Below are 19,959 nucleotides of genomic sequence, written 5' to 3'. Positions count from 1 at the left end.
CCTTCAGAAGCGAATGAGGAAGCCGATCGCCCAGACCAGCACGGTCAGACAGAGCGATCCGATGATGTTGGCGACGGCGAGCTTGGTCGAGACTTCCTTCTCGAAGCCGTAGCCGAGGTCCCACATGAGATGGCGGAAACCGCCGAGCATGTGGTGCAGCAGTGCCCAGGTGTAGCCGAGCAGCACGAGTTTGCCGAGAAGGCTGCCGAGCACCCAATTCGCCCAGTCATAAGAGCTCTGGCCGCTTGCCGCCGCGATCAGCCACCAGGCGACCAGCAGCGTGCCGACGTAGAGCGCGCCACCGGTGATGCGGTGGACGATGGACATGACCATGGTGGGAATAAGTTTATAGACTTGCAAATGCGGCGACAGGGGCCGGTTATTTGTCACGTTCGCCATCAGAACCTCGCGGCGGCTTCTCTGCGCTCCCGGATTTCGGAGCATGCTCAGTCAACCACACGAATGACGAATTCTTTGTGTGCGTTGCATCAAATGCGACGTTTAATCACCGGAAGGCGATACGACAAGCACAATTGCTGTCTGCTTTAAATTTAATCGATTCGGGTTACCGCGAAGTTTGCGCGCCGACGAAACTGGGCTTTTCGGCTTAATATTTCGACCCCTTTTCCGGCGCGCATGGACAAGCTGCCGCTGTTGGCGCAATCTGGCGTTAATGATTTGTTAACGATTGCATTTCCGGAGGCCGGCATCCATGTTTCGCACTCTTTCGCGAGCTACCTTGCTCACCCTTGCCGCGGTGGCAGCATTGCCTGCCATGGCGGGCGAGCGCCGCGACGATCATCGCTTTCACAGTCATCACCGCACCTTCCACGATGGACTTTATCTCGGTGAAAGGCTGAGCTGGCGCGATCGCGGCATTCGTTTCGACAGCGCCTATGGCCATCGACACGGCAGAAAGCGGATGCCGATGCTGGAGCGGTTTTCGCCGCCGACGGCCAATCGCGTCACCCGCGGCAGCCTCGTCGTCCTCCTGCCCCAGGCCGCCGGCGGATATGGCGGCGGCACCTATGCCGGATCTTCCTATGTCTACGAAACCGATGGCGGGACCTATGTCGGGGGCAACGGCTATGGCTACTATCCCGCAGCCCGGCCTGAGCCGCTGGCGCCGAAGGCGAAGATCATCGACGTCGCCATCCAGGACGACCCCTGCTCTTATGAAGCCAATGTCTGCGTCATCCGGCCTTAAAATTCTCTTCAACCCGGCGCGAAGCGCCATACGGTCGTCTTCTTGACGTCGCTGTCCTCCAGCGCCCGCGTCACCGCCACCTGATAAACCGCGCAGAATTCCAGCCGGTCCCGAGGCAGGTAGCTTCGCCCGGGATCGCCGACCAGCACCAGCCTGCCCTCGGCCGCCAGCCTCGCGAACCACGGAACGAGCGCAGCGGCAAAGCTGCGGTCGTAAAAGACGTCGCCGGCAAGCACGATATCCGCCTCGACACTCGCACCGACCAGATCGGCGCCGGTAAACCCGAGCGCAACATGATTGGCCTCGGCATTCAGCCGGATCGCCGTCTTTGCCCACGGGTCGATATCGGCAGCCAACACCTCGCGGGCGCCGGCCATGACGGCCGCAATGCCGACAAGGCCGGAACCGCTGGCAAAATCCAGCACCCGCTTGCCACGCACCATGTCCGGATGATCGAGGATGTAGCGCGCCAGCCCCTGCCCGCCCGCCCAGGCAAAAGCCCAGAAGGGTGGCGGCAGGCCGATGGCTTCCAGCTCCTCTTCGGTCTTCAGCCAGAGTTCATGTGCCTCGCTCGCCAGATTGAGCGAAATCTCCGGCACATGCGGCGGCGGCATCAGACTGGTATTGGCGCGAATGAAGGCTTCCGGATCGGTCTTCAAAGGGCGTCAGCGCGGCGGATTGTCGAGCCCGCCCATGCGGCAGACTTCGGCCCATTCGTCATCCGTCACCGGCTGCACCGAAAGGCGCATGGAGGTGACGAGCGACATTTTGGCGAGCGTCGGGTTCGCCTTGACGTCCTTCAGCGTCACCGGCTTCGGCATGTCCATGACGGCGCGGATATCGACGCAATCCCACTTCGGATCGCCCCTGGCGGTGGAGTCGGGATGCGACAGCGCTGCGACTTCGACGATGCCGACGATCTCCAGCCCGTCATTAGAATGGTAGAAGAACCCTTTGTCGCCGATCTGCATCGCCCGCATGTTGTTGCGCGCCAGATAGTTGCGCACGCCGGTCCATTCGGTGCCCTTGTCGCCGGCGGCCTTCTGCTGCTCCCAGGACCAGGAGGCAGGTTCGGATTTATAGAGCCAATGCGCCATGCTCACGCCTCCGGCTTGTTGAAGACCCAGTTGAAGGGCTTGATATCGACGCTTTCGAACAAACCGGCCATGGCGTAAGGATCGGCATCGGCGAGCGCCTTTGCCTCTTGTGCCGTCTCCGCCTTGACAAGCACCAGACTGCCGCAGGCTTTGCCCTCGTCGTCAAGGAAAGGGCCGGCCATGGAGAGCTTGCCTTCGGCATTGAGCTTGTCGAGATAGGCAAGATGCGTCGGCCGCGTCTCTATGCGGACGTTCAGATGTCCCGGCTTGTCCTTGCAGAGCAGGGCGAAAAGCATGTCTATTCTCCTATTCGGTGGTGATTGGACGCGTCATCAACTGCTCGATGGCGTCCGATATATCGAGCCGGCCGTCGATGATGGCGGAAACGGCATCGGTGATCGGCATGCTGATCGAAAGCTCCGCGGCAAGCCGGGAGGCGACGGAAGCGGCAAACGCACCCTCCACCAGCGCGCCGTGCGCGGGATCGGTCTTTTCGCCGCGCCCGAGCGCAATGCCGAAACGCAGGTTTCGCGATTGCTGGCTCGTCGCCGTCAGCACCAGATCGCCAAGACCGGAAAGTCCGCGCACCGTATCGGCCTGACCGCCTTTGGCCACGATGAAACGCGACATTTCCGCGAGACCGCGGGCAATCAACGCCGCGCGGGCGGATTCGCCGATGCCGCGGCCTTCGACGATGCCGCAGGCGATCGCCAGTACATTCTTGAGCGCGCCGCCGAGCTGCACGCCGATGCGATCGGTGGAAGCATAGAGCCGGAAGGTCCGCCCGGAGATCGCCTGAGCGAGCCGCTCGGCCGTCTCCATGTCATCAGCCGCGATCGCCATCGCCGTCGGCAGCCCTTTGGCGATATCGGCGGCAAATCCCGGACCGGAGAGAACCGCGACCGGATGATCCGGCAGTTCCCGCTCGAGCATGTCGGTCAAAAGATTGCCGGTTGCCCGCTCGATGCCCTTGGCGCAGGTGACGACAACGGCATCCTTCGACAGATAGGGACCATATTGCCGCGCCGCATCGGCCTGCGCCTGCGAGGGCATCGCAAAGAGCACGATGGAGGCGCCGGCGACCGCCTCCGTCTCGGCGGAGAATTCGAGCGATTCCGGCAGGACAATGCCGGGCAGCACGGCATCATGCAGCCGTTCGCTCTTCAGATCGGCCATCAGCGATGGCTTGCGTCCGACGAGCGTCACGGCGCTGCGGCCGGCAAGGGCGATGACGGCGGCAAGCGCCGTGCCGAAAGCACCCGATCCGATGACGGCGATCTCTTCGCTCATGCCTTGGCTCCTCTCTTTCCAAAGCCGATCAGCGTTTCGGCATTGGCGTCGAGCGGCCAGCGCGAACGCGGCTGCACGTCGAGTGTATCAGGCGCTACGCCCGTCGCCATGCGCTCGAGCCCCGCCCAGGCGATCATCACCGCATTGTCGGTGCAGAGGCTGAGCGGCGGCGCAATGAAGCGGAAGCCGTTCTTGTCGCAGAGCGCCTGCAGCGTACCGCGCAGTTCGAGATTGGCGGCGACACCGCCGGCAACGACCAGCGCCGGCTTCCCACCGGTCGTCGGGAACTCCCTCTTGAACCGCTGCAGTCCGCGGCCGATGCGGTCCTTCAGCGTGCGCGAAATCGCCCGCTGGAACGAGGCGCAGATATCAGCCACGTCCTGATCGCTGAGCGGCGCGATATCCTGCGCCGCCTGCCGCACCGCCGTCTTCAGGCCGGAAAAGGAGAAGTCCAGCCGCGCCTCGCCGACGAGCGGGCGCGGAAAATCGAAGCGATCGGCATTGCCGTCGCGCGCCATCCGCTCCACCGCCGGGCCGCCGGGATAGGGCAGGCCGAGCAGTTTTGCCGTCTTGTCGAAAGCTTCGCCGAGCGCATCGTCGATCGTCGTGCCCCAACGTTCATACTGTCCGACGCCGCGCACCAGGATCAGCTGGGTATGGCCGCCGGAGACCAGCAGCACCAGATAGGGAAAGGAGAGCCCGTCGGTCAGCCGCGCCGTCAGCGCATGGCCCTCGAGATGGTTGACCGCATAGAGCGGTTTGCCGGCGGCCCTGGCGATCGCCTTGCCGGTCATCAATCCCACAAGCAATCCGCCGATCAGGCCCGGGCCTGAAGTGGCGGCGATGGCGTCGACATCATCAAGCGACACATTGGCGCGCTTCAGCGCCTGCTCGATCAGCTCGTCCAGCGCCTCGACATGGGCGCGCGCGGCGATCTCCGGCACCACGCCGCCATAGGCGCTGTGCTCGTCGAGCTGGGAAAGCACAACATCCGACAGGACGTTGCAATGCCCCTCCGCATCACGCTCGACAACGGCCGCGGCGGTCTCGTCGCAGCTTGTTTCGATGCCGAGGATGCGCAGAAAGGGAACCATGTGGCCTGTTCATTCATTGCGATGGAACGGAAACCCGTTTACGAGAATTCCGGTAACAACGGAACAGAGCGGATGCAAACAAAACCTTTCCGGATCGGCACACGGGGCAGCCCGCTGGCGCTTGCCCAGGCGCATGAGGCCCGTGACAGGCTGATGGCGGCGCATAATCTGCCCGAAGAGATGTTCGAAATCGTGGTGCTGTCCACCAAGGGCGACCGCATTACCGATCGGTCGCTGGCCGAGATCGGCGGCAAGGGTCTCTTCACCGAGGAGCTCGAGCAGAAACTTGTGTCAGGCGAGCTGGATTATGCCGTGCACTCCGCCAAGGACATGCCGACGCACCTGCCGGACGGCCTTCACCTCTCTGCCTACCTGCCGCGCGAGGATATCCGCGACGCCGTCGTCGGCCGCACCGCGCGCAAGCTCATCGACCTGCCGCATGGCGCCACCGTCGGCTCTTCGTCGCTGCGCCGCCAGGCGCTGATCCGCCGCATGCGGCCAGACATCAACGTCATCACCTTCCGCGGCCTCGTCGAAACCCGGCTGCGCAAGCTTGAAGAAGGGCAGGCGGATGCGACCCTGCTGGCGCTGGCCGGCCTGAAACGGCTCGGCAGGGTCGAGGTGATCACCGATATCCTCGACCCCGACACCTTCCCACCGGCGCCGGCGCAGGGGGCGATCTGCATCGAAAGCCGTGTCGGCGATACAAAAATCGATGACCTGCTGGCGGCAGTCAACGATGCCGCGACCTTCGACACGGTCTCCTGCGAGCGCGCCTTCCTCGCTGCTCTCGACGGCTCCTGCCGCACGCCGATCGCCGGCTATGCCGTCTGCGAGGGCGACCTGATCCGCTTCTCCGGCCTGATCCTCACGCCCGACGGCCGCAGCCAGCATGCGGTGACGACCGACGGCCACCGCCGCGATGCGGCGGCACTCGGCACCCGCGCCGGCCAGGACGTGCGCGCAAGAGCCGGCAGCGCCTTCTTCGACGACTGGCACTGAAGCCGCCATGCGTGTGCTCGTCACCCGCCCCGCGCATTCAGCGACAAGAACAGCACAACGTCTGCGCGATCTGGGCCACGAGCCTCTGCTGCTGCCGCTGCGCCGGCCACAGCACGACAGTGCCGCAGCGGCGGGCGCGCTCGAAGCCACCAGCGGCGCGATCGCGGTGACCAGCGCCGAAGCCGTCAGGGTCGTGTCCGCGCTCGGCGAGAAACTTCGTCCGCATCTTCTCCGGCCGCTGTTTGCGGTCGGCGAGATGACGGCGCAAGAGGCGCGCCGCCTCGGTTTCCGCTCGGTCGCCGCGGCCGCAGGCAACGGCCGCGATCTCGCCGATCTCGTCGCCGCACAGGCAACAGAAGAGTTACTCTACCTTGCCGGCATGCCGCGCGCAGAAACGTTCGAAACAAGATTGTGCCAACTCGGAATCCGCTTTTCGGTCGTCGAATGTTATCGCATGACGCCGGTCGCTCCGAGCCCGGCCGAGATCGAAGCTCTCTTTTCCGGCGGCCGCCCTAACGCCGTTCTCTTCTATTCCCGGCAGACGGTGGAAGATTTTTTTCACCTGGCGGAGCTGCGATCAGCCCTGTCGGAACACCGCGAAATCCGTCTTCTCTGCCTGAGCGAAGCGGTGGCGCAGGCCATTCCGATGTCCCTGAAAAAAACTGTGACGATCTCATCCATGCCGGATGAGCAAAGTCTTTTGTCGCTGCTTTGAAGGCTTTTGAGCCTTTCCTGGTCAGATTGAAGCGTTCTGCCGGAGCAGGTTTTCGTCAGGGCAAAGGCGATTGGCGACGGGCATACCTCTTGGTACGTCCGAGCCGATCGCCTTTGATCCTGGCGGAAAGATGCCCGGCCCTTCGGGTTGGCTGAAACGGGCCGCCTGATCGACCGGCCGGCTTGGCCGTAGAGCTTTGCTACGACGCGCGCCGGCCGGTCGACCATCCGACTCCGTTTGAGCCAACAGAATGCTTCAATCTGACCAGGAAAGGCTCAAACCGCCCAAATTTGATCTAACCTCTTCCCTTAATTGGCATCACTGTCTAGTTTCGTTGCAATGCAGGATAAAGAGGACCTCATGGTATCGGGAAACCCGCCACGCCATTCGAAGAGCGCCGATGAGCCGGTCACGATCGACCTCGATGCACAGGACTTCGCCTCCGAAGCCGATACCGAAAAGCCGGTGAACAATGATTCCGGCGACGCCGATAGCCCCACTGCGGATCTCGGCCCGCGGCCCGAAACCGAAGCGGCGTCGCAGCCTGAACCTGAAAGCAAGCCCGAATCGGAGCCGGAGGAGGAGACGCCGGCAGTCGCCGAACCTTCCTTCACGCCCCCTGCCGAACAACCCGCGCCGCGGGGCGCCGGCACCTCCGGTCTTATCGCGGCCGGCATTTTCGGCGGCCTCGTGGCGCTGCTTGGCGCAGGCGTCATTCAATATGCCGGTTACCTCCCGGGCTCCTCAGCGCCTGAGATCTCCTCGCCCGAGATCGCCGATCTCTCCGGCGAGATCGACGGGTTGAAACAGACCGTCGCCAACCTTGCCGCCAATCCCGCAGGCGCGGACGACGGCGCGCTTGAGACGCGGATCGCCGCGCTGGAAACGGCTGCGAAGAACCCCGCGGCGGCGCCATCGGCGGATCCTGCAAATGTCGAGGCGCTCAACCAGAAGATTGCAGAGCTGAGCAGTCAGGTCGATCAGCTGCGCTCGATGCTTACCCAGTCCTCCGACCAGCAGACGAGCAGCGACGCCGATATCGCCAAGCGTCTCGCCGAGGCCGAAAAGAAACTCAACGAACCGCGCGAGGATGTTGCCGTCGCGCGGGCGATCGCGGCCGCCGCCCTGAAGGCAGCGATCGATCGCGGCGGCCCGTTCATGGCCGAACTCGACACCTTCGCCGGCGTCGCGCCCGATGATCCTGCCGTCACCGACCTGCGTGGCTTTGCCGAGACAGGCGTTCCCTCGCGCGCCGAACTGATGCGCCAGGTTCCCGACGTTGCGACCACCATCGTCGAAACCGTCAACCAGCCGGACCCGAACCAGAGCTGGTCGGACCGGCTGATGGCGAGCGCGAAATCGCTGGTCAAGGTCCGTCCGGTCGGCAATATCGAAGGTGAGAGCGTCGAAGCGATCGCCGCCCGCCTGGAGGACAAGGTGAAGAACGGCGATCTGCCCGGCGCTTCCGCCGAATGGAACGCTCTACCACCCCCCGGCAAACAGGCGTCCGCCGCCTTCAAGCAGTCGCTGGAAGCGCGCATCCGTGTCGAGGAACTGGTCGGCGGGGCGCTATCGAAAGCGGTTTCCGGCACAGGCAAGGAAGGATAAGACCATGCTGATCCGTCTTGTCGTCTTCGCCCTCTTCGTGTTGGCTCTCGCCTACGGCTTCTCCTGGTTCGCCGATCGTCCTGGCGACATCTCGCTGATCTGGGAGGGCCAGATCTACCAGACGAAACTGATCGTCGCGGTCAGCGCGATCATCGCCCTTATCGCCGCCGTGATGATCGCCTGGTGGTTCGTTCGCCTGGTGTGGACTTCGCCGCATTCGGTGACCCGTTATTTCCGCGCCCGCAAGCGCGATCGCGGCTATCAGGCGCTGTCGACCGGCTTGATCGCCGCCGGCGCCGGCAATGCGTTGCTCGCCCGCAAGATGGCCGCTCGCTCGCGCGGCCTCATCCGCGCCGATCAGGAGCCGCTGATCAACCTGCTCGAGGCTCAGGCTGCGCTGATCGAGGGCCGTCATGACGAGGCCCGCGCCAAGTTCGAAGCCATGGCCAATGACCCGGAAACGCGCGAGCTTGGCCTGCGCGGTCTCTATCTCGAAGCCCGCCGTCTCGGAGCCAACGAAGCCGCCCGCCAATATGCCGAAAAGGCCGCCGACACCGCACCCTATCTGCCCTGGGCCGCCCAGGCGACCCTCGAATATCGCAGCCAAGCCGGCCGCTGGGATGATGCGATCCGTCTGCTCGAGCAGCAGAAGGCCGCCCGCGTCGTCGAAAAACCCGAGGCCAACCGCCTGCACGCCGTGATCCTGACGGCACGCGCCGCCGAGAAGCTGGAAGGCAACCCGGCCGGTGCCCGCGACGACGCCCTGCAGGCGCTGAAGTTCGCCGCCGATTTCGTTCCGGCCGCTCTCATTGCCGCAAAGGCACTGTTCCGCGAAGGCGGTCTGCGCAAGGCCGCTTCGATCCTCGAACAGGTGTGGAAATCGGCGCCTCACCCCGAGATTGGCCAGACCTATGTCAGAGCCCGCAGCGGCGATTCCACGCTCGACCGGCTGAAGCGCGCCGAACGGCTGGAAGCGATGCGCCCGAACAATGTCGAATCTCTTCTCATCGTCGCCCAGGCGGCGCTCGACGCGCAGGAATTCGCCAAGGCGCGCGCCAAGGCGGAAGCGGCGGCGCATATTGAGCCGCGTGAAGCCGCCTTCCTGCTGCTCGCCGACATCGAGGAAGCCGAGTCCGGCGACCAGGGCCGCGTGCGCCACTGGCTGGCCCAGGCACTGAAAGCCCCGCGCGATCCCGCCTGGGTGGCGGATGGTTTCGTCTCCGACAAATGGCTGCCGGTGTCGCCGGTCACAGGCCGTCTCGACGCCTTCGAATGGAAGGCGCCCTTCGGTCAGATCGAGGGGCCGCTCGAAGACGGGTCGGCGCCCGCCTCGATCGAAACGGCCCTGAAGACCCTGCCGCCGCTGCGTGACGTCAGGCCGGAAAGCCCGGTCAACGATCACCGCATCATTGAGCTGGAACGCGCCGCAACGATCGCCGAGGCCGTGCGCCCGCCACCGGCACCGGCAAAGCCGAAACCCGTCGAATCCACCGCCAGCGACAAAGCGCTGGCACCGAACGAAGCAAAGCCCTTTTTCGGCGGACTGCCGGATGATCCCGGCGTTCGCGATCCCAGGAGGGAACCGGAACCCAAGACACGGCTTCGCCTTTTCTGACACGGAACGAAACCCGCATGTTCGAACGCTTTCAGGCATTCTTCCAGAATCTCACCGCCGATCGTCCGAAGAAGGGCTTTGCCCCTGATGACCCGCGCATCGCAGTGGCAGCACTCTGCATGCAGGTGATGGAAGCCGACGGTCAGATCAAGGCCAGTGAAAAGAAGCGGCTGCGCAAGCTCTTGAAGGAGCAGTATTCGCTCGACAGCAAGCAGCTCGATGCTTTGATGGCCGCCGGCCTCGAAGCCGAAAGCTCCGCCGTCGATTATTATCGCTTCACCGCCGACCTGAAACGCCATCTCGATACCGAGCAACGGCTGGAGCTGATCGGCATTCTCTGGGACATCGTTTACGCCGATGGCGAGCGCAGCGAGATGGAAGACCATGTCATCTGGCGTATCGCCGATCTGCTCGGGGTCTCCTCACGCGAACGCATCCAGAAGCGGCAGGAGGCGGCCGCCAGGGTCACGGATATCCAGGTTGCGCAAGATGATGCCGACTGAGCAAAATCCGGACCGCGACCGGCGCCCGATCCTTATCGTCCTGCATCAGGAGCGGTCCAGTGCCGGCCGTGTCGGGCAATTGCTGGTCGAAAAAGGCTACTGCCTCGACATCCGTCGCCCGGTCCTCGGCGATCCGCTTCCGACGACGCTCGCAGAGCATGCCGGCGCCGTCGTCTTCGGCGGACCGATGAGCGCCAACGATCCGGATGACTTCGTCAAGAAGGAGATCGACTGGATCGAGGTCCCGTTACGGGAAAAACGCCCTTTTCTCGGCATTTGCCTCGGTGCCCAGATGCTGGTGCGTCATCTCGGCGGCAAGGTGCAGCCGAATGCCGACGGCTCGACGGAGATCGGCTGGTACCCGCTGCACCCGACCGAGAAGGGCCGCCTGCTGATGCACTGGCCGAAGATGGTCTATCATTTTCACCGCGAAGGCTTCGAGCTCCCACACGGCGCCGACCTGCTGGCCGAAGGCGATGCCTACCCGAACCAAGCATTCCATTACGACGGCAACGCCTGGGGCCTGCAGTTCCATGCCGAGCTCACCAGGGTGATGATGCATCGCTGGGTCGTGCACGGCGCGCACCGCTTCATTCTGCCGAACGCCCAGCAGGGCCGCGAACACCTCGAAGGCCGCATGCTGTTCGACGCGCCGCTGAGAGCCTGGCTGACAGAATTCCTCGATCTCGTCTTCGAGGGAAAGTCGGCGAAGGCGACATCGTCTATTACTCTGCACGCATAATCCCGTTTAGCGGTCAGGCGGGCGCGTCGAGCGTGTCGATCCGGCGCAGCTTCGGGAAACTGGAAGCCCAGATCGCCGCAACCGCCAGAGTTCCGATCCCGCCGATGATGACTGCCGGCACCGCGCCGAATACCGATGCCATCGTGCCCGCCCTGAACTCCCCAAGTTCGTTGGAAGCGCCGACGAAGACCATGTTGACCGCATTGACCCGGCCGCGGAGCTGATCCGGCGTCCAGAGCGCGATCAGGCTCTCGCGCACATAGACCGACACCATGTCGGCCGCGCCCATCAGCGCCAGTGCTGCGATCGAAATTTCGGTATTGGTCGAGGCGCCGAAGATAATGGTGCCGACACCGAACAGGGCAACGCCGATGAACATGTAGAGACCGGCGCGGTGTTTCAGCGGGTAGGCGGCGAGGAAGATCGCCATGACGATAGCCCCAAGCCCTGGTGCTGCGCGCAGCAATCCAAGGCCCCAGGGGCCAAGCGTCAGGATATCCCGTGCGAAGATCGGCATCAGCGCAGTGGCGCCACCGAGCAGAACGGCGAAGAGATCGAGCGAAATCGCGCCGAGCACCACTTTTTCCGCACGGATGAAGCTGAAGCCACCGAGGATCATCGCCCAGCTCTTGGCCTCACCCGTCGTCTTCTGTTCCGGCTTCGGGATCATGAAGAGAAGAGCCGCCCCGAGGATGGAAAAGATGACCGCCACCGTATAGGCGGTCGTCGCGCTGACCCCGTAGAGCAGGCCGCCGATAACAGGCCCGGTGATCGCGGCTAGCTGCCAGGACGATGAATTCCAGGCGATCGCATTGGAAAGGGCATGCTCGGGCACGAGATTGGGTGCGAGAGACTGCACCGCCGGCGACATGAAGGCACGCTCGATCCCGAAAATAAGCAGCACCGCAAAGACCGGCCAGGGCGCAAATGTCTCCGTCGCCGTCATGATCAGCAGCGCCAGCGTGCAGAGCGCGCTTACCAGAGAGCAAAGAGCGGCGATGGCCCGGCGATTGTGCCGATCGGCGACCGAACCGGTGACGAGGATGAGCAGCAGCGACGGCAGGAACTGCACGAGACCGATCAGGCCGAGATAGATCGCCTTGCCGGTCTGGTCGTACATCTGCCAGCCGACGGCGACGCTGACGATCTGCTGCGAGAAGGAAAGCAGAAAACGCGCGAAGAAGAAGCGCGTGTAGGACGAATGCCGAAACGCGGCGAAACGGTCTCCGGCGGGCGAAAACGACATGGGCCTTGTCCGAGGAAGCGGGCGCCGGAATGGCTGCGAGGCCGCCCGTTAAACATGATCTGCCATGCGTTTCGACACGGCACTTGCCCGTTTAGTCGCCAATGTCTACATGTCTGTCAACAACGAATTTGGAGATGACGATGTATGCACTGCTGGCCACTATTGATTTAGCTTTGCAAATTTATATCTGGATTTTGGTCGGCAGCGCCATTTTCTCGTGGCTCTACGCATTCAACGTCATTAACTCCCATAACCAATTCGTCAATCAGATTGGGACGTTCCTCTACAACATCACCGAACCTGCCCTGCGTCCGATCCGCCGCTTTCTGCCCAATCTCGGCGGCATCGATATTTCGCCGATCATTCTGCTGCTGATAATCTTCTTCATCCGCATGCTGCTGGCGACCAGCGTCGCGCCAGTCTTCGGCGTGCGTATGTGAACCGTCCTTGGAAGATATTTGACGATCATCTGCGCCTTGCCGTTCGGCTGACGCCGAATGGCGGGCGTGACGCGATCGATGGCGTCGAGGCGGATGGCGACGGCGAAACCCTGCTGAAGGCACGCGTCACATCAGTGCCCGAGAAGGGCAAGGCCAACAAGGCGCTGATCCTTCTGATCGCCCGGTCGCTGCGCATTCCGAAATCCAGCATCAGTCTCGTCTCCGGCGAGACGGCGCGCAAAAAAATCCTCCGGATCGAGGGCGACCCGGAGGATTTGGTAAAAAAGCTCGAAGCGCTATTAGGCTGACGGTTCAGCCCTTCGCCTTCTTGGCCCGCTCGACGGCTTCGATGATGAGCTGGCCGGCTTCCTTGGAATCGCCCCAGCCGAAGATCTTCACCCACTTGCCGGGCTCCAGATCCTTGTAGTGTTCGAAGAAATGCTCGATCTGCTTCAGCGTGATCTCCGGAAGATCGGTAAAGTCCTTCACCTTCTCGTAGCGCAGCGTCAGCTTCGGCGACGGCACGGCAATGATCTTCTCGTCCTTGCCGGAATTGTCTTCCATCTTCAGGACGCCGATCGGACGCACGTTGATGACGCAGCCCGGAACCAGCGGCCGGGTGCTGGCGATCAGCACGTCGATCGGGTCGCCATCTTCAGACAGGGTGTGTGGTACGAAACCGTAATTGCCCGGATAGGTCATCGGCGTGTAGAGGAAACGATCGACGACCAGCGTGCCGGCCTCCTTGTCCATTTCATACTTAATCGGATGACCGCCAACAGGAACCTCGACGATAACGTTGACGTCTTCAGGTGGATTATTACCGATTGAAATGGCGTCGATGCGCATAGGATACTCCCGCGGGGTTGAATTGCTCGAAGCCAAATAATCAGTTTCATCTCGCAACGCAACACGGCAGATCACCGATGCGTGATGACACCGGCGTGATGCCGCAAAAATTTTAGAGGAGAGGTGTGCGACGATCGAGCAGGCCGATCAGTTCCAGATGAAACCGATCTTCTTCAACTGCTTGTGGTCGAAATTTTCCATGCCTTCGCAGAAATCGGTCCCGCCATGATGGCGGTAGAAGCGGCTGGCGGCCTCGTTTTCTTCAAGGCACCAGACGACCAGCCCGTTGCAGCCAAGCGACTTCAACAGCCGGCGCGCCTCGCCGAACAGCATGTGGCCGAGACCGATGCCCTGATATTCGGGGCGAAGATAAAGCTCGTAGATTTCGCCTTCCTGCGGCAGCGCGCGGGCACGATTGAGACCGAGCGTCGCATAGCCGGCGACCGTCCCCGCGACATCGAGAACCAGCAATGTCGCGGGTCCGCGTGTTGCCTTGCGCCACCAGTTTTCACCGCGCCGCTCGATCATCTGCGTCAGCGCGCGATGCGGAATGATGCCCGCATAGGTGTGTTGCCAGGCGAGCCTGTGGGTTTCCGAAATGGCTCGGGCATCGTGCGGTTCGGCCCGCCGGACATCGATCGACAACGTCTTCATAACGTTTACTCTGGTCCTGCCGCGGGCAATTAACCATATGCGGCGAGCGCATCGTGATCGATTGCCCACAGACTTGATATGTGGACGACGGATAAAATTTAACGCTTTTTTAACGATTGTCACAAGTCGGAATCAGCGCAGCGCACAATAAAAAACCCCGGCTCGAAGGCCGGGGTTTTCAAGGCATATTTGCGAGCCCTCAGAGGGCAGCTTTCGACTTTTCGAAACGCTTGCGGTCGTTGGCGTCGAGATACATCTTGCGCAGACGAATGTTCTTCGGCGTCACTTCCATCAGTTCGTCGTCCTGGATCCAGGAGAGCGCGCGATCAAGCGTCATGCGGATCGGCGGCGTCAGCTTTACCGCTTCGTCTTTGCCGGCGGCGCGGATGTTGGTGAGCTGCTTGCCCTTCAGCACGTTCACTTCGAGGTCGTTGTCGCGCGAATGGATGCCGATGATCATGCCGGCATAGACCTTTTCACCCGGCTCGATGATCATCGGGCCGCGATCTTCCAGGTTGAACATCGCATAGGCGACGGCTTCGCCGGAGGCGTTGGCGAGCAGCACACCGTTGACGCGGCCACCGATCACACCCTTGTAGGGCTGGTAGTCGTGGAACAGGCGGTTCATGATCGCCGTGCCGCGCGTATCCGTCAGCAGCTCCGACTGATAGCCGATCAGGCCACGGGTCGGTGCGTAGAAGCGCAGTCGAAGACGGTTGCCGCCCGACGGACGCAGCTCGACCATTTCGGCCTTGCGCTCGGACATCTTCTGCACGACGACACCGGAATGTTCTTCATCGACGTCGATCACGACTTCTTCGATCGGCTCCAGAAGCTGCCCGCTTTCATCCTTGTGCATCACGACGCGCGGACGCGACACGGCAAGCTCGAAGCCTTCGCGACGCATGGTTTCGATGAGAACGGCAAGCTGAAGTTCGCCGCGGCCGGACACGTAGAACGAATCCTTGCCTTCGGCTTCTTCGATCTTCAGGGCGACGTTGCCTTCGGCTTCCTTGAAGAGACGGTCGCGGATGACGCGGCTCGTCACCTTGTCGCCTTCGGTGCCCGCGAGCGGGCTGTCGTTGACGATAAAGGACATGGTCACCGTCGGCGGATCGATCGGCTGCGCCTTCATGGCTTCCGAGACGGCCGGATCGCAGAAAGTGTCGGCGACGGTGCCCTTGGAGAGGCCGGCGATCGCGACGATGTCGCCGGCGTGCGCTTCGTCGATCGCCGTGCGCTCGATGCCTCGGAAGGCGAGGATCTTGGAGATTCGGCCGGTTTCGATCAGCTTGCCATCCTGGCCGAGAACCTTGACGGCCTGGTTCGGCTTAATCGAGCCCGATGCGATACGGCCGGTGATGATGCGGCCGAGGAAGGGGTTGGCTTCGAGGATGGTGCCGATCATGCGGAAAGGGCCTTCTTCGACCGTCGGCTCTGGAACATGCTTGAGCACCAGGTCGAGAAGCGGTGCAAGACCCTCGTCCTTCGGCCCTTCCGGATTGACGTTCATCCAGCCGTCGCGGCCCGACCCGTAGAGGATCGGGAAGTCAAGCTGCTCGTCGGTCGCGTCGAGATTGGCGAAAAGATCGAAGACTTCGTTGATGACTTCTTCGTGGCGGCCATCGGGACGGTCGATCTTGTTGATCGCGACGATCGGGCGAAGACCGACCTTCAGCGCCTTGGAGACGACGAATTTGGTCTGCGGCATCGGTCCTTCGGAGGAGTCGACGAGAACGATGGCGCCATCCACCATCGAGAGAATGCGCTCGACCTCACCGCCGAAGTCGGCGTGGCCGGGTGTATCGACGATGTTGATCCGGACACCCTTCCACTCGACCGAGGTCGCCTTGGCGAGAATGGTGATGCCGCGTTCTTTTTCGAGATCGTTCGAGTCCATCACGCGTTCGGCAACGCGCTGGTTTTCGCGGAACGAGCCGGACTGCTTGAGAAGCTCATCCACCAGGGTCGTCTTGCCATGGTCAACGTGCGCGATGATCGCGATATTGCGGAGTGCCATATGTGAAATCTCTGAGGCTGCGGCGCACGCTCTTGAGGACGCGCCTATTGGTTTGGCGCGTCCATACAGTTTTTTTTGCGTTTGCGAAAGAGGGGAACGCGCAAAAGCTGCGGCATGGCTGCCGCCATGCTGCATCGAAACGTGTCATCAAACTGTCTTATGCGTCGCTGCCTGTCAATTCCTCGAAGGTCGCAAGTCCCTTTTTGACGAGCATCGCATCCGGCCTCGGCAGCTTGCCGCGGAAGGCCTTGTAGGCATCTTCGGGGTCGAGCGAGCCGCCGGTGGAATAGATATTCTCCTTGAGCTTGCGCGCCATCTCGCCGTTGAAGGCATCCCCGGTCTCCTCGAAGGCGGCAAAGGCATCGGCATCGAGAACTTCCGACCACATGTAGGAGTAATAGCCGGCCGAATAGCCGCCGGAGAAGATGTGCTGGAAGTGCGGTGTGGCATGGCGCATGACGATCGACTTCGGCAGGCCGATCTCGGCCAGCACCTCCGCCTGTACCGCCATCGGGTCATCGACGGCTTCGCGCGTATGAAACGCCATATCCACCAGCGCCGACGAGGTGAATTCGACGGTGTTGAAACCGGCATTGAAGGTGCGAGCCGCCAGCACCTTGTCGAGCAGCACCTGCGGCATCGGCTCGCCTGTCTCGAAATGCACGGCATATTCCTTGAGGATGGCGGGAACCGTCAGCCAGTGCTCGTAAAGCTGCGAAGGCAGCTCGACGAAATCGCGCGAGACGCTGGTGCCCGAAACCGAGGGATAGGTGACGTTTGAAAGCATGCCGTGCAGTGCATGGCCAAATTCATGGAACAGCGTGCGGGCATCGTCGAGCGACAGCAGCGCGGGCTTGCCTTCAGCGGGTTTGGCGAAGTTGCAGACATTGTAGATGATCGGCAATTCGCCGCGGCGGCCGTTTTTCAGTTGCAGCTTGTGCTGCGATTGCAGCGAGCTCATCCAGGCGCCTGAGCGTTTCGAGCTGCGGGCGAAATAATCGCCGAGGAAGAGGGCGACCAGCCTGTCGTCCCGATCCCGGATTTCGAACACCCTGACGTCGGGATGATAGGCCGCGACACACTTCTTCTCGACGGCGCGGATGCCGAACAGCCGGCCGGCCGCGTCAAAGCAGGCGTCGATGATCTTTTCGAGTTGCAGATAGGGCTTGAGCTCGGCCTCGGAAAAATCGAACTTCCGGGCTCGGATCTTTTCAGCGTAGTGGCGCCAGTCCCAGGGCATTACCTCGTGGTTCCGGCCCTCCTCGGCGATCAGCGCCGCGATGTCGACCTCTTCCTCGCCGGCGCGTTTCACCGCCCGCGCCCAGACCGCCCGCAGCAGGCCGTTCACCGCATCCGCCGTCTTCGCCATCGTGTTGTCGAGTTTCAGCTCGGCAAAATTGCCGTAGCCGAGCAGCTTCGCCACCTGATGGCGCAGCGCCAGCGTTTCCTTGATGACGGCGCGGTTGTCGGTTTCCCCGCCGTTTGCGCCGCGCGCCACCCACGCATTGAAAGCCTGTTCGCGCAGATCCCGGCGCTCCGAAAAGGTCAGGAACGGCTCGATGATCGAGCGCGACAGCGTCACCGCATATTTGCCCTCCTCACCGCGTTCGCGCGCCGCCGCCGCCATCGCGTCGCGCAGGAATTCCGGCAGTCCGTCGAGTTCCGCGCCCTCGGAAAGAATGAGCGCCCAGGCCTTCTCATCGGCCAGCACGTTCTGACCGAACTGTGTTCCGAGGCCCGCGAGCCTTTCATTGATCGCCGCAAGTTTCTCCTGCTCGGGCTTTTCGAGCTTGGCGCCGGATTTGACAAAACCCTTCCAATGGCGTTCCAGCACCCGCGTCTGCTCCAGCGTCAGCCCCAGGCTCTCGCGCGTCTCCCAAAGCGTGTCGATGCGGGCAAAGAGCGCGGCGTTCATCCCGATCTTTGAATAGTGGCGTGACATTTTCGGCGAGATCTCGCGCTCCAGCGCCTGGATGACTTCGTTGGTATGTGCGCCCGCCTTGTTCCAGAACAGCGCCGAAACGCGCGAGAGTGCATCGCCGGCAATCTCCAGCGCTACCACCGTATTGTCGAATGTCGGCGCATCGCTGTTTCCGGCAATCTCGTCGATCTCCTGTTCATGCGCGGCGAGCGCCGCGTCGAAAGCGGCGGAAAAATCGCCATCATCGATGGCATCGAAACGTGGCAGGCCGTGGAGAGCGTCCCAGTTGACGAGCGCCGGATTGAAATCATGGAGAGAAGCCATCGGAGAATTCCTTTTGGTATGCGGGGATGGTCAATATAGGAGAGCCATCACGGAATTGGTATGTCGCCGAAAGGGGCCTTTTGCCTCGTTCGGCGATCTGACGCACGTCAACCAAAGCCGGTTGACAAGATTTGACAGTTGAAAATTAACCATTTGCTAAACGATTGACGCGAATCAGGCACAGGCGCTAGTTTCCCGGTGATCTTCCTGCCAGGGGACATGCGCCATGGAAATTTTTTCCCTGCGGTCTTCTCAGAGTTTGCTATTTAAGAACAATCCTAATAACGCAAGAAATTCGAAGACTGCCGATATTCAAATTGAGACCAAAGCTCCGGCCCCGGTTTCGTTCCAGATCGAAGATAATCTCGACGAGGGGCCGGATTTCACCGCCGTCAGCCCTGGCGAGCTGCGCAACTACGCCCGCCAAAGCTTCAATAGCGGCCTGATCGATCAGAACACTTACGCCGCGATCTCCGAACCGTTGCCGATGCATGCGATCGATCCACTGGGCAATATCATCGATCTCTCCAGCGTCACCGACGGCACGAGTTTCAATTTCCTCGATTATTATAAGAACCAGCTGCAAGTCGCCATGTCGATCGGCGATCCTCATGAGGTTCAGACGCTGAAATCAATCGTAAACTTTCTGGATGGCTGATCAAAGCATGATGCCGAAAAGTCTGAGCGATTTTCGGACGACATCATGCTCTCATTATCTAGTTTAGAACAGGATGATATCCGGTTCTAAGTCAGGCCTTGCGCCAGCCGATGAGGCCCGGCGTTGCGTGCCATAGCGCCTGGGCGGCAAAGCCCATGAACAGCACGCCGGACGAGCGCACGATCAGCCGCTCATGTGCGCGATAGAAGCGCCGCACCGCACCCGCGCCGATGACTCCAATCAGGATGATGTCGGCGGTCACGAACCCCAGAAAGGATACAAGGAGAAGCACCGGCAGCGCCTCGAAATCGAGCGCGCCGGCCGAGCCTGCGACCAGCGCGGTGAAGGTGGCAAGCGCCACCGGATAACCCTTCGGGTTGGTGACGCCGAAAATCAGGCCACGCCGGAACGGCCGCTCGATCACGACAAGCGCCTGCCCATCCGCTTTCGGCTTGGCGTTGACGGCGCCCCAGCCGATCCAGGCGAGGTAGAAGCCGCAGGCGAGTCCGAGCAGATCGAAGACGAAGGTCCCGATCGTCTTTGCCCCGACGATCGCAATCAGCGCCAGCGACGACCAGATGAGATCCCCGACCAGATGCCCCATCATGAACAAGGCGCCGGCCTTTCGCCCCTGCCCGGCGCCGATGCCGAGCAGCTGCAGAAAGGCGGGGCCTGGTATGAGCACGTAGAACAGCGCCGCCAGAAAGGCGCCGAAAAGCAGGGACTGCGTCATGGAAATACTCCGAAGAATAACCGGAGCAAATTAAGCGATGGCAGGCATCCGTCAAGGGCGGTGACACGGCCATGAAAGGGTCGGAGCGGTTGTGCGCGTCCGTGAAAAGCTGAACCGCTCCAATTCGCAATCTGCATGTCGTCATCACCTTCCGGTTGGCGTCGGCCGGGCTCGAGCCCGCCGCCCGTCCGGGGCGCTTCCGCAACGGGTCGTTGTCGATTGGAAGGGCGACGGATGTGCC

Annotated in this window: 22 protein-coding genes; 10 read left to right on the top strand and 12 right to left on the bottom strand. The window is 62.1% G+C overall.

The window, feature by feature from the left end:
• Positions 1-3: 3 nt before the first annotated feature.
• A complete protein-coding gene (gene sdhC, locus GGD53_RS07035) occupies positions 4-399 on the bottom strand; it encodes a succinate dehydrogenase, cytochrome b556 subunit (protein WP_184454788.1) in 396 nt (131 codons plus the stop codon).
• 313 nt (positions 400-712) lie between these two features.
• Between sdhC and GGD53_RS07030 the strand changes: the two genes are divergently transcribed.
• Complete coding sequence (locus GGD53_RS07030) at positions 713-1,207, top strand: hypothetical protein (protein WP_184454787.1); 495 nt, start codon at positions 713-715, stop codon at positions 1,205-1,207.
• 8 nt (positions 1,208-1,215) lie between these two features.
• Here GGD53_RS07030 and GGD53_RS07025 read toward each other — a convergent pair whose 3' ends face one another.
• From GGD53_RS07025 to tsaD, 5 genes are read right to left on the bottom strand one after another with little or no spacing between them, the layout of a single operon-like run.
• Complete coding sequence (locus GGD53_RS07025; RefSeq protein WP_184454786.1) at positions 1,216-1,866, bottom strand: class I SAM-dependent methyltransferase; 651 nt, start codon at positions 1,864-1,866, stop codon at positions 1,216-1,218.
• Positions 1,867-1,872: 6 nt separating this feature from the next.
• On the bottom strand, positions 1,873-2,304 hold the full coding sequence (locus tag GGD53_RS07020) for an EVE domain-containing protein (protein ID WP_184454785.1): 432 nt from the start codon (positions 2,302-2,304) through the stop codon (positions 1,873-1,875).
• 2 nt (positions 2,305-2,306) lie between these two features.
• A complete protein-coding gene (locus GGD53_RS07015) occupies positions 2,307-2,600 on the bottom strand; it encodes a YciI-like protein (protein ID WP_064805448.1) in 294 nt (97 codons plus the stop codon).
• 10 nt (positions 2,601-2,610) lie between these two features.
• The gene (locus GGD53_RS07010) at positions 2,611-3,594 is read right to left on the bottom strand and encodes an NAD(P)H-dependent glycerol-3-phosphate dehydrogenase (protein ID WP_184454784.1); all 984 of its coding nucleotides are present in this window, start codon (positions 3,592-3,594) and stop codon (positions 2,611-2,613) included.
• Positions 3,591-4,688, bottom strand: a complete 1,098-nt coding sequence (gene tsaD / locus GGD53_RS07005) for a tRNA (adenosine(37)-N6)-threonylcarbamoyltransferase complex transferase subunit TsaD (RefSeq protein ID WP_184454783.1) — start codon at positions 4,686-4,688, stop codon at positions 3,591-3,593. The genes GGD53_RS07010 and tsaD overlap by 4 nt, the downstream gene beginning before the upstream one ends.
• Positions 4,689-4,760: 72 nt before the next feature.
• Between tsaD and hemC the strand changes: the two genes are divergently transcribed.
• The 6 genes from hemC (at position 4,761) to GGD53_RS06975 (ending at position 10,873) form a co-directional block, all read left to right on the top strand.
• Entirely contained in the window at positions 4,761-5,690 is a 930-nt protein-coding gene (gene hemC / locus GGD53_RS07000) for a hydroxymethylbilane synthase (protein ID WP_184454782.1), read from the top strand.
• Positions 5,691-5,697: 7 nt separating this feature from the next.
• Positions 5,698-6,405 carry a uroporphyrinogen-III synthase gene (locus tag GGD53_RS06995; RefSeq protein ID WP_184454781.1) on the top strand — a complete coding sequence of 236 codons (708 nt, stop codon included), beginning with the start codon at positions 5,698-5,700 and terminating at the stop codon, positions 6,403-6,405.
• A gap of 339 nt (positions 6,406-6,744) precedes the next feature.
• Positions 6,745-8,013 (top strand): COG4223 family protein, encoded by a 1,269-nt coding sequence (locus GGD53_RS06990; protein WP_184454780.1) that lies wholly within the window; start codon positions 6,745-6,747, stop codon positions 8,011-8,013.
• A 4-nt stretch (positions 8,014-8,017) separates the two neighbouring features.
• Positions 8,018-9,628, top strand: a complete 1,611-nt coding sequence (locus GGD53_RS06985; RefSeq protein ID WP_184454779.1) for a heme biosynthesis protein HemY — start codon at positions 8,018-8,020, stop codon at positions 9,626-9,628.
• Positions 9,629-9,645: 17 nt separating this feature from the next.
• Positions 9,646-10,131 carry a TerB family tellurite resistance protein gene (locus tag GGD53_RS06980; RefSeq protein ID WP_085779719.1) on the top strand — a complete coding sequence of 162 codons (486 nt, stop codon included), beginning with the start codon at positions 9,646-9,648 and terminating at the stop codon, positions 10,129-10,131.
• Positions 10,109-10,873, top strand: coding sequence for a glutamine amidotransferase (locus GGD53_RS06975; RefSeq protein WP_184454778.1), 765 nt, complete (start codon positions 10,109-10,111; stop codon positions 10,871-10,873). The genes GGD53_RS06980 and GGD53_RS06975 overlap by 23 nt, the downstream gene beginning before the upstream one ends.
• 13 nt (positions 10,874-10,886) lie before the next feature.
• On the opposite strand, the gene GGD53_RS06970 is transcribed toward GGD53_RS06975, so the two are convergent.
• A complete protein-coding gene (locus tag GGD53_RS06970) occupies positions 10,887-12,119 on the bottom strand; it encodes an MFS transporter (RefSeq protein ID WP_184454777.1) in 1,233 nt (410 codons plus the stop codon).
• Between the two features lie 140 nt (positions 12,120-12,259).
• Between GGD53_RS06970 and GGD53_RS06965 the strand changes: the two genes are divergently transcribed.
• Together GGD53_RS06965 and GGD53_RS06960 are read left to right on the top strand one after the other, a co-directional pair.
• Positions 12,260-12,559 (top strand): YggT family protein, encoded by a 300-nt coding sequence (locus tag GGD53_RS06965; RefSeq protein WP_184454776.1) that lies wholly within the window; start codon positions 12,260-12,262, stop codon positions 12,557-12,559.
• Complete coding sequence (locus GGD53_RS06960) at positions 12,556-12,867, top strand: DUF167 family protein (protein ID WP_184454775.1); 312 nt, start codon at positions 12,556-12,558, stop codon at positions 12,865-12,867. The genes GGD53_RS06965 and GGD53_RS06960 overlap by 4 nt, the downstream gene beginning before the upstream one ends.
• A 4-nt stretch (positions 12,868-12,871) precedes the next feature.
• On the opposite strand, the gene ppa is transcribed toward GGD53_RS06960, so the two are convergent.
• The 4 genes from ppa to GGD53_RS06940 all read right to left on the bottom strand — a co-directional run bounded on the left by ppa (position 12,872) and on the right by GGD53_RS06940 (position 18,327).
• A complete protein-coding gene (gene ppa, locus GGD53_RS06955; protein WP_064805467.1) occupies positions 12,872-13,408 on the bottom strand; it encodes an inorganic diphosphatase in 537 nt (178 codons plus the stop codon).
• A 147-nt stretch (positions 13,409-13,555) separates the two neighbouring features.
• Positions 13,556-14,062, bottom strand: a complete 507-nt coding sequence (locus GGD53_RS06950) for a GNAT family N-acetyltransferase (RefSeq protein WP_011427107.1) — start codon at positions 14,060-14,062, stop codon at positions 13,556-13,558.
• 199 nt (positions 14,063-14,261) lie between these two features.
• The gene (gene typA, locus GGD53_RS06945) at positions 14,262-16,082 is read right to left on the bottom strand and encodes a translational GTPase TypA (RefSeq protein WP_184454774.1); all 1,821 of its coding nucleotides are present in this window, start codon (positions 16,080-16,082) and stop codon (positions 14,262-14,264) included.
• A 157-nt stretch (positions 16,083-16,239) separates the two neighbouring features.
• Positions 16,240-18,327 (bottom strand): M3 family metallopeptidase, encoded by a 2,088-nt coding sequence (locus GGD53_RS06940; RefSeq protein ID WP_184454773.1) that lies wholly within the window; start codon positions 18,325-18,327, stop codon positions 16,240-16,242.
• 226 nt (positions 18,328-18,553) lie between these two features.
• Here GGD53_RS06940 and GGD53_RS06935 point away from each other — a divergent pair, with 226 nt between their 5' ends.
• Entirely contained in the window at positions 18,554-18,985 is a 432-nt protein-coding gene (locus tag GGD53_RS06935; RefSeq protein WP_184454772.1) for a hypothetical protein, read from the top strand.
• A gap of 91 nt (positions 18,986-19,076) precedes the next feature.
• Here the strand turns inward: GGD53_RS06935 and GGD53_RS06930 are convergent, their stop codons facing one another.
• Positions 19,077-19,718 (bottom strand): LysE family translocator, encoded by a 642-nt coding sequence (locus GGD53_RS06930; protein WP_184454771.1) that lies wholly within the window; start codon positions 19,716-19,718, stop codon positions 19,077-19,079.
• Between the last annotated feature and the right edge of the window lie 241 nt (positions 19,719-19,959).

This window comes from Rhizobium aethiopicum, from assembly GCF_014197535.1.
Classification (GTDB): Bacteria; Pseudomonadota; Alphaproteobacteria; order Rhizobiales; family Rhizobiaceae; genus Rhizobium; species Rhizobium aethiopicum_A.
The sequence above is the reverse complement of the archived record's forward strand: the minus strand, read 5'-3'. Positions and strand labels throughout refer to the sequence as shown.

Bases quoted from the DNA above. Each gene is read 5' to 3' on its own strand.
- sdhC (WP_184454788.1), bottom strand. From the start codon at position 399: ATGGCGAACGTGACAAATAACCGGCCCCTGTCGCCGCATTTGCAAGTC.
- hemC (WP_184454782.1), top strand. From the start codon at position 4,761: ATGCAAACAAAACCTTTCCGGATCGGCACACGGGGCAGCCCGCTGGCG.
- GGD53_RS06965 (WP_184454776.1), top strand. From the start codon at position 12,260: ATGTATGCACTGCTGGCCACTATTGATTTAGCTTTGCAAATTTATATC.
- ppa (WP_064805467.1), bottom strand. From the start codon at position 13,408: ATGCGCATCGACGCCATTTCAATCGGTAATAATCCACCTGAAGACGTC.
- GGD53_RS06970 (WP_184454777.1), bottom strand. From the start codon at position 12,119: ATGTCGTTTTCGCCCGCCGGAGACCGTTTCGCCGCGTTTCGGCATTCG.
- GGD53_RS06985 (WP_184454779.1), top strand. From the start codon at position 8,018: ATGCTGATCCGTCTTGTCGTCTTCGCCCTCTTCGTGTTGGCTCTCGCC.
- GGD53_RS07020 (WP_184454785.1), bottom strand. From the start codon at position 2,304: ATGGCGCATTGGCTCTATAAATCCGAACCTGCCTCCTGGTCCTGGGAG.
- GGD53_RS06950 (WP_011427107.1), bottom strand. From the start codon at position 14,062: ATGAAGACGTTGTCGATCGATGTCCGGCGGGCCGAACCGCACGATGCC.
- GGD53_RS06990 (WP_184454780.1), top strand. From the start codon at position 6,745: ATGCAGGATAAAGAGGACCTCATGGTATCGGGAAACCCGCCACGCCAT.
- GGD53_RS06980 (WP_085779719.1), top strand. From the start codon at position 9,646: ATGTTCGAACGCTTTCAGGCATTCTTCCAGAATCTCACCGCCGATCGT.
- GGD53_RS06940 (WP_184454773.1), bottom strand. From the start codon at position 18,327: ATGGCTTCTCTCCATGATTTCAATCCGGCGCTCGTCAACTGGGACGCT.
- GGD53_RS06995 (WP_184454781.1), top strand. From the start codon at position 5,698: ATGCGTGTGCTCGTCACCCGCCCCGCGCATTCAGCGACAAGAACAGCA.
- typA (WP_184454774.1), bottom strand. From the start codon at position 16,082: ATGGCACTCCGCAATATCGCGATCATCGCGCACGTTGACCATGGCAAG.
- GGD53_RS07010 (WP_184454784.1), bottom strand. From the start codon at position 3,594: ATGAGCGAAGAGATCGCCGTCATCGGATCGGGTGCTTTCGGCACGGCG.
- GGD53_RS06935 (WP_184454772.1), top strand. From the start codon at position 18,554: ATGGAAATTTTTTCCCTGCGGTCTTCTCAGAGTTTGCTATTTAAGAAC.
- GGD53_RS07030 (WP_184454787.1), top strand. From the start codon at position 713: ATGTTTCGCACTCTTTCGCGAGCTACCTTGCTCACCCTTGCCGCGGTG.
- GGD53_RS07015 (WP_064805448.1), bottom strand. From the start codon at position 2,600: ATGCTTTTCGCCCTGCTCTGCAAGGACAAGCCGGGACATCTGAACGTC.
- tsaD (WP_184454783.1), bottom strand. From the start codon at position 4,688: ATGGTTCCCTTTCTGCGCATCCTCGGCATCGAAACAAGCTGCGACGAG.
- GGD53_RS06930 (WP_184454771.1), bottom strand. From the start codon at position 19,718: ATGACGCAGTCCCTGCTTTTCGGCGCCTTTCTGGCGGCGCTGTTCTAC.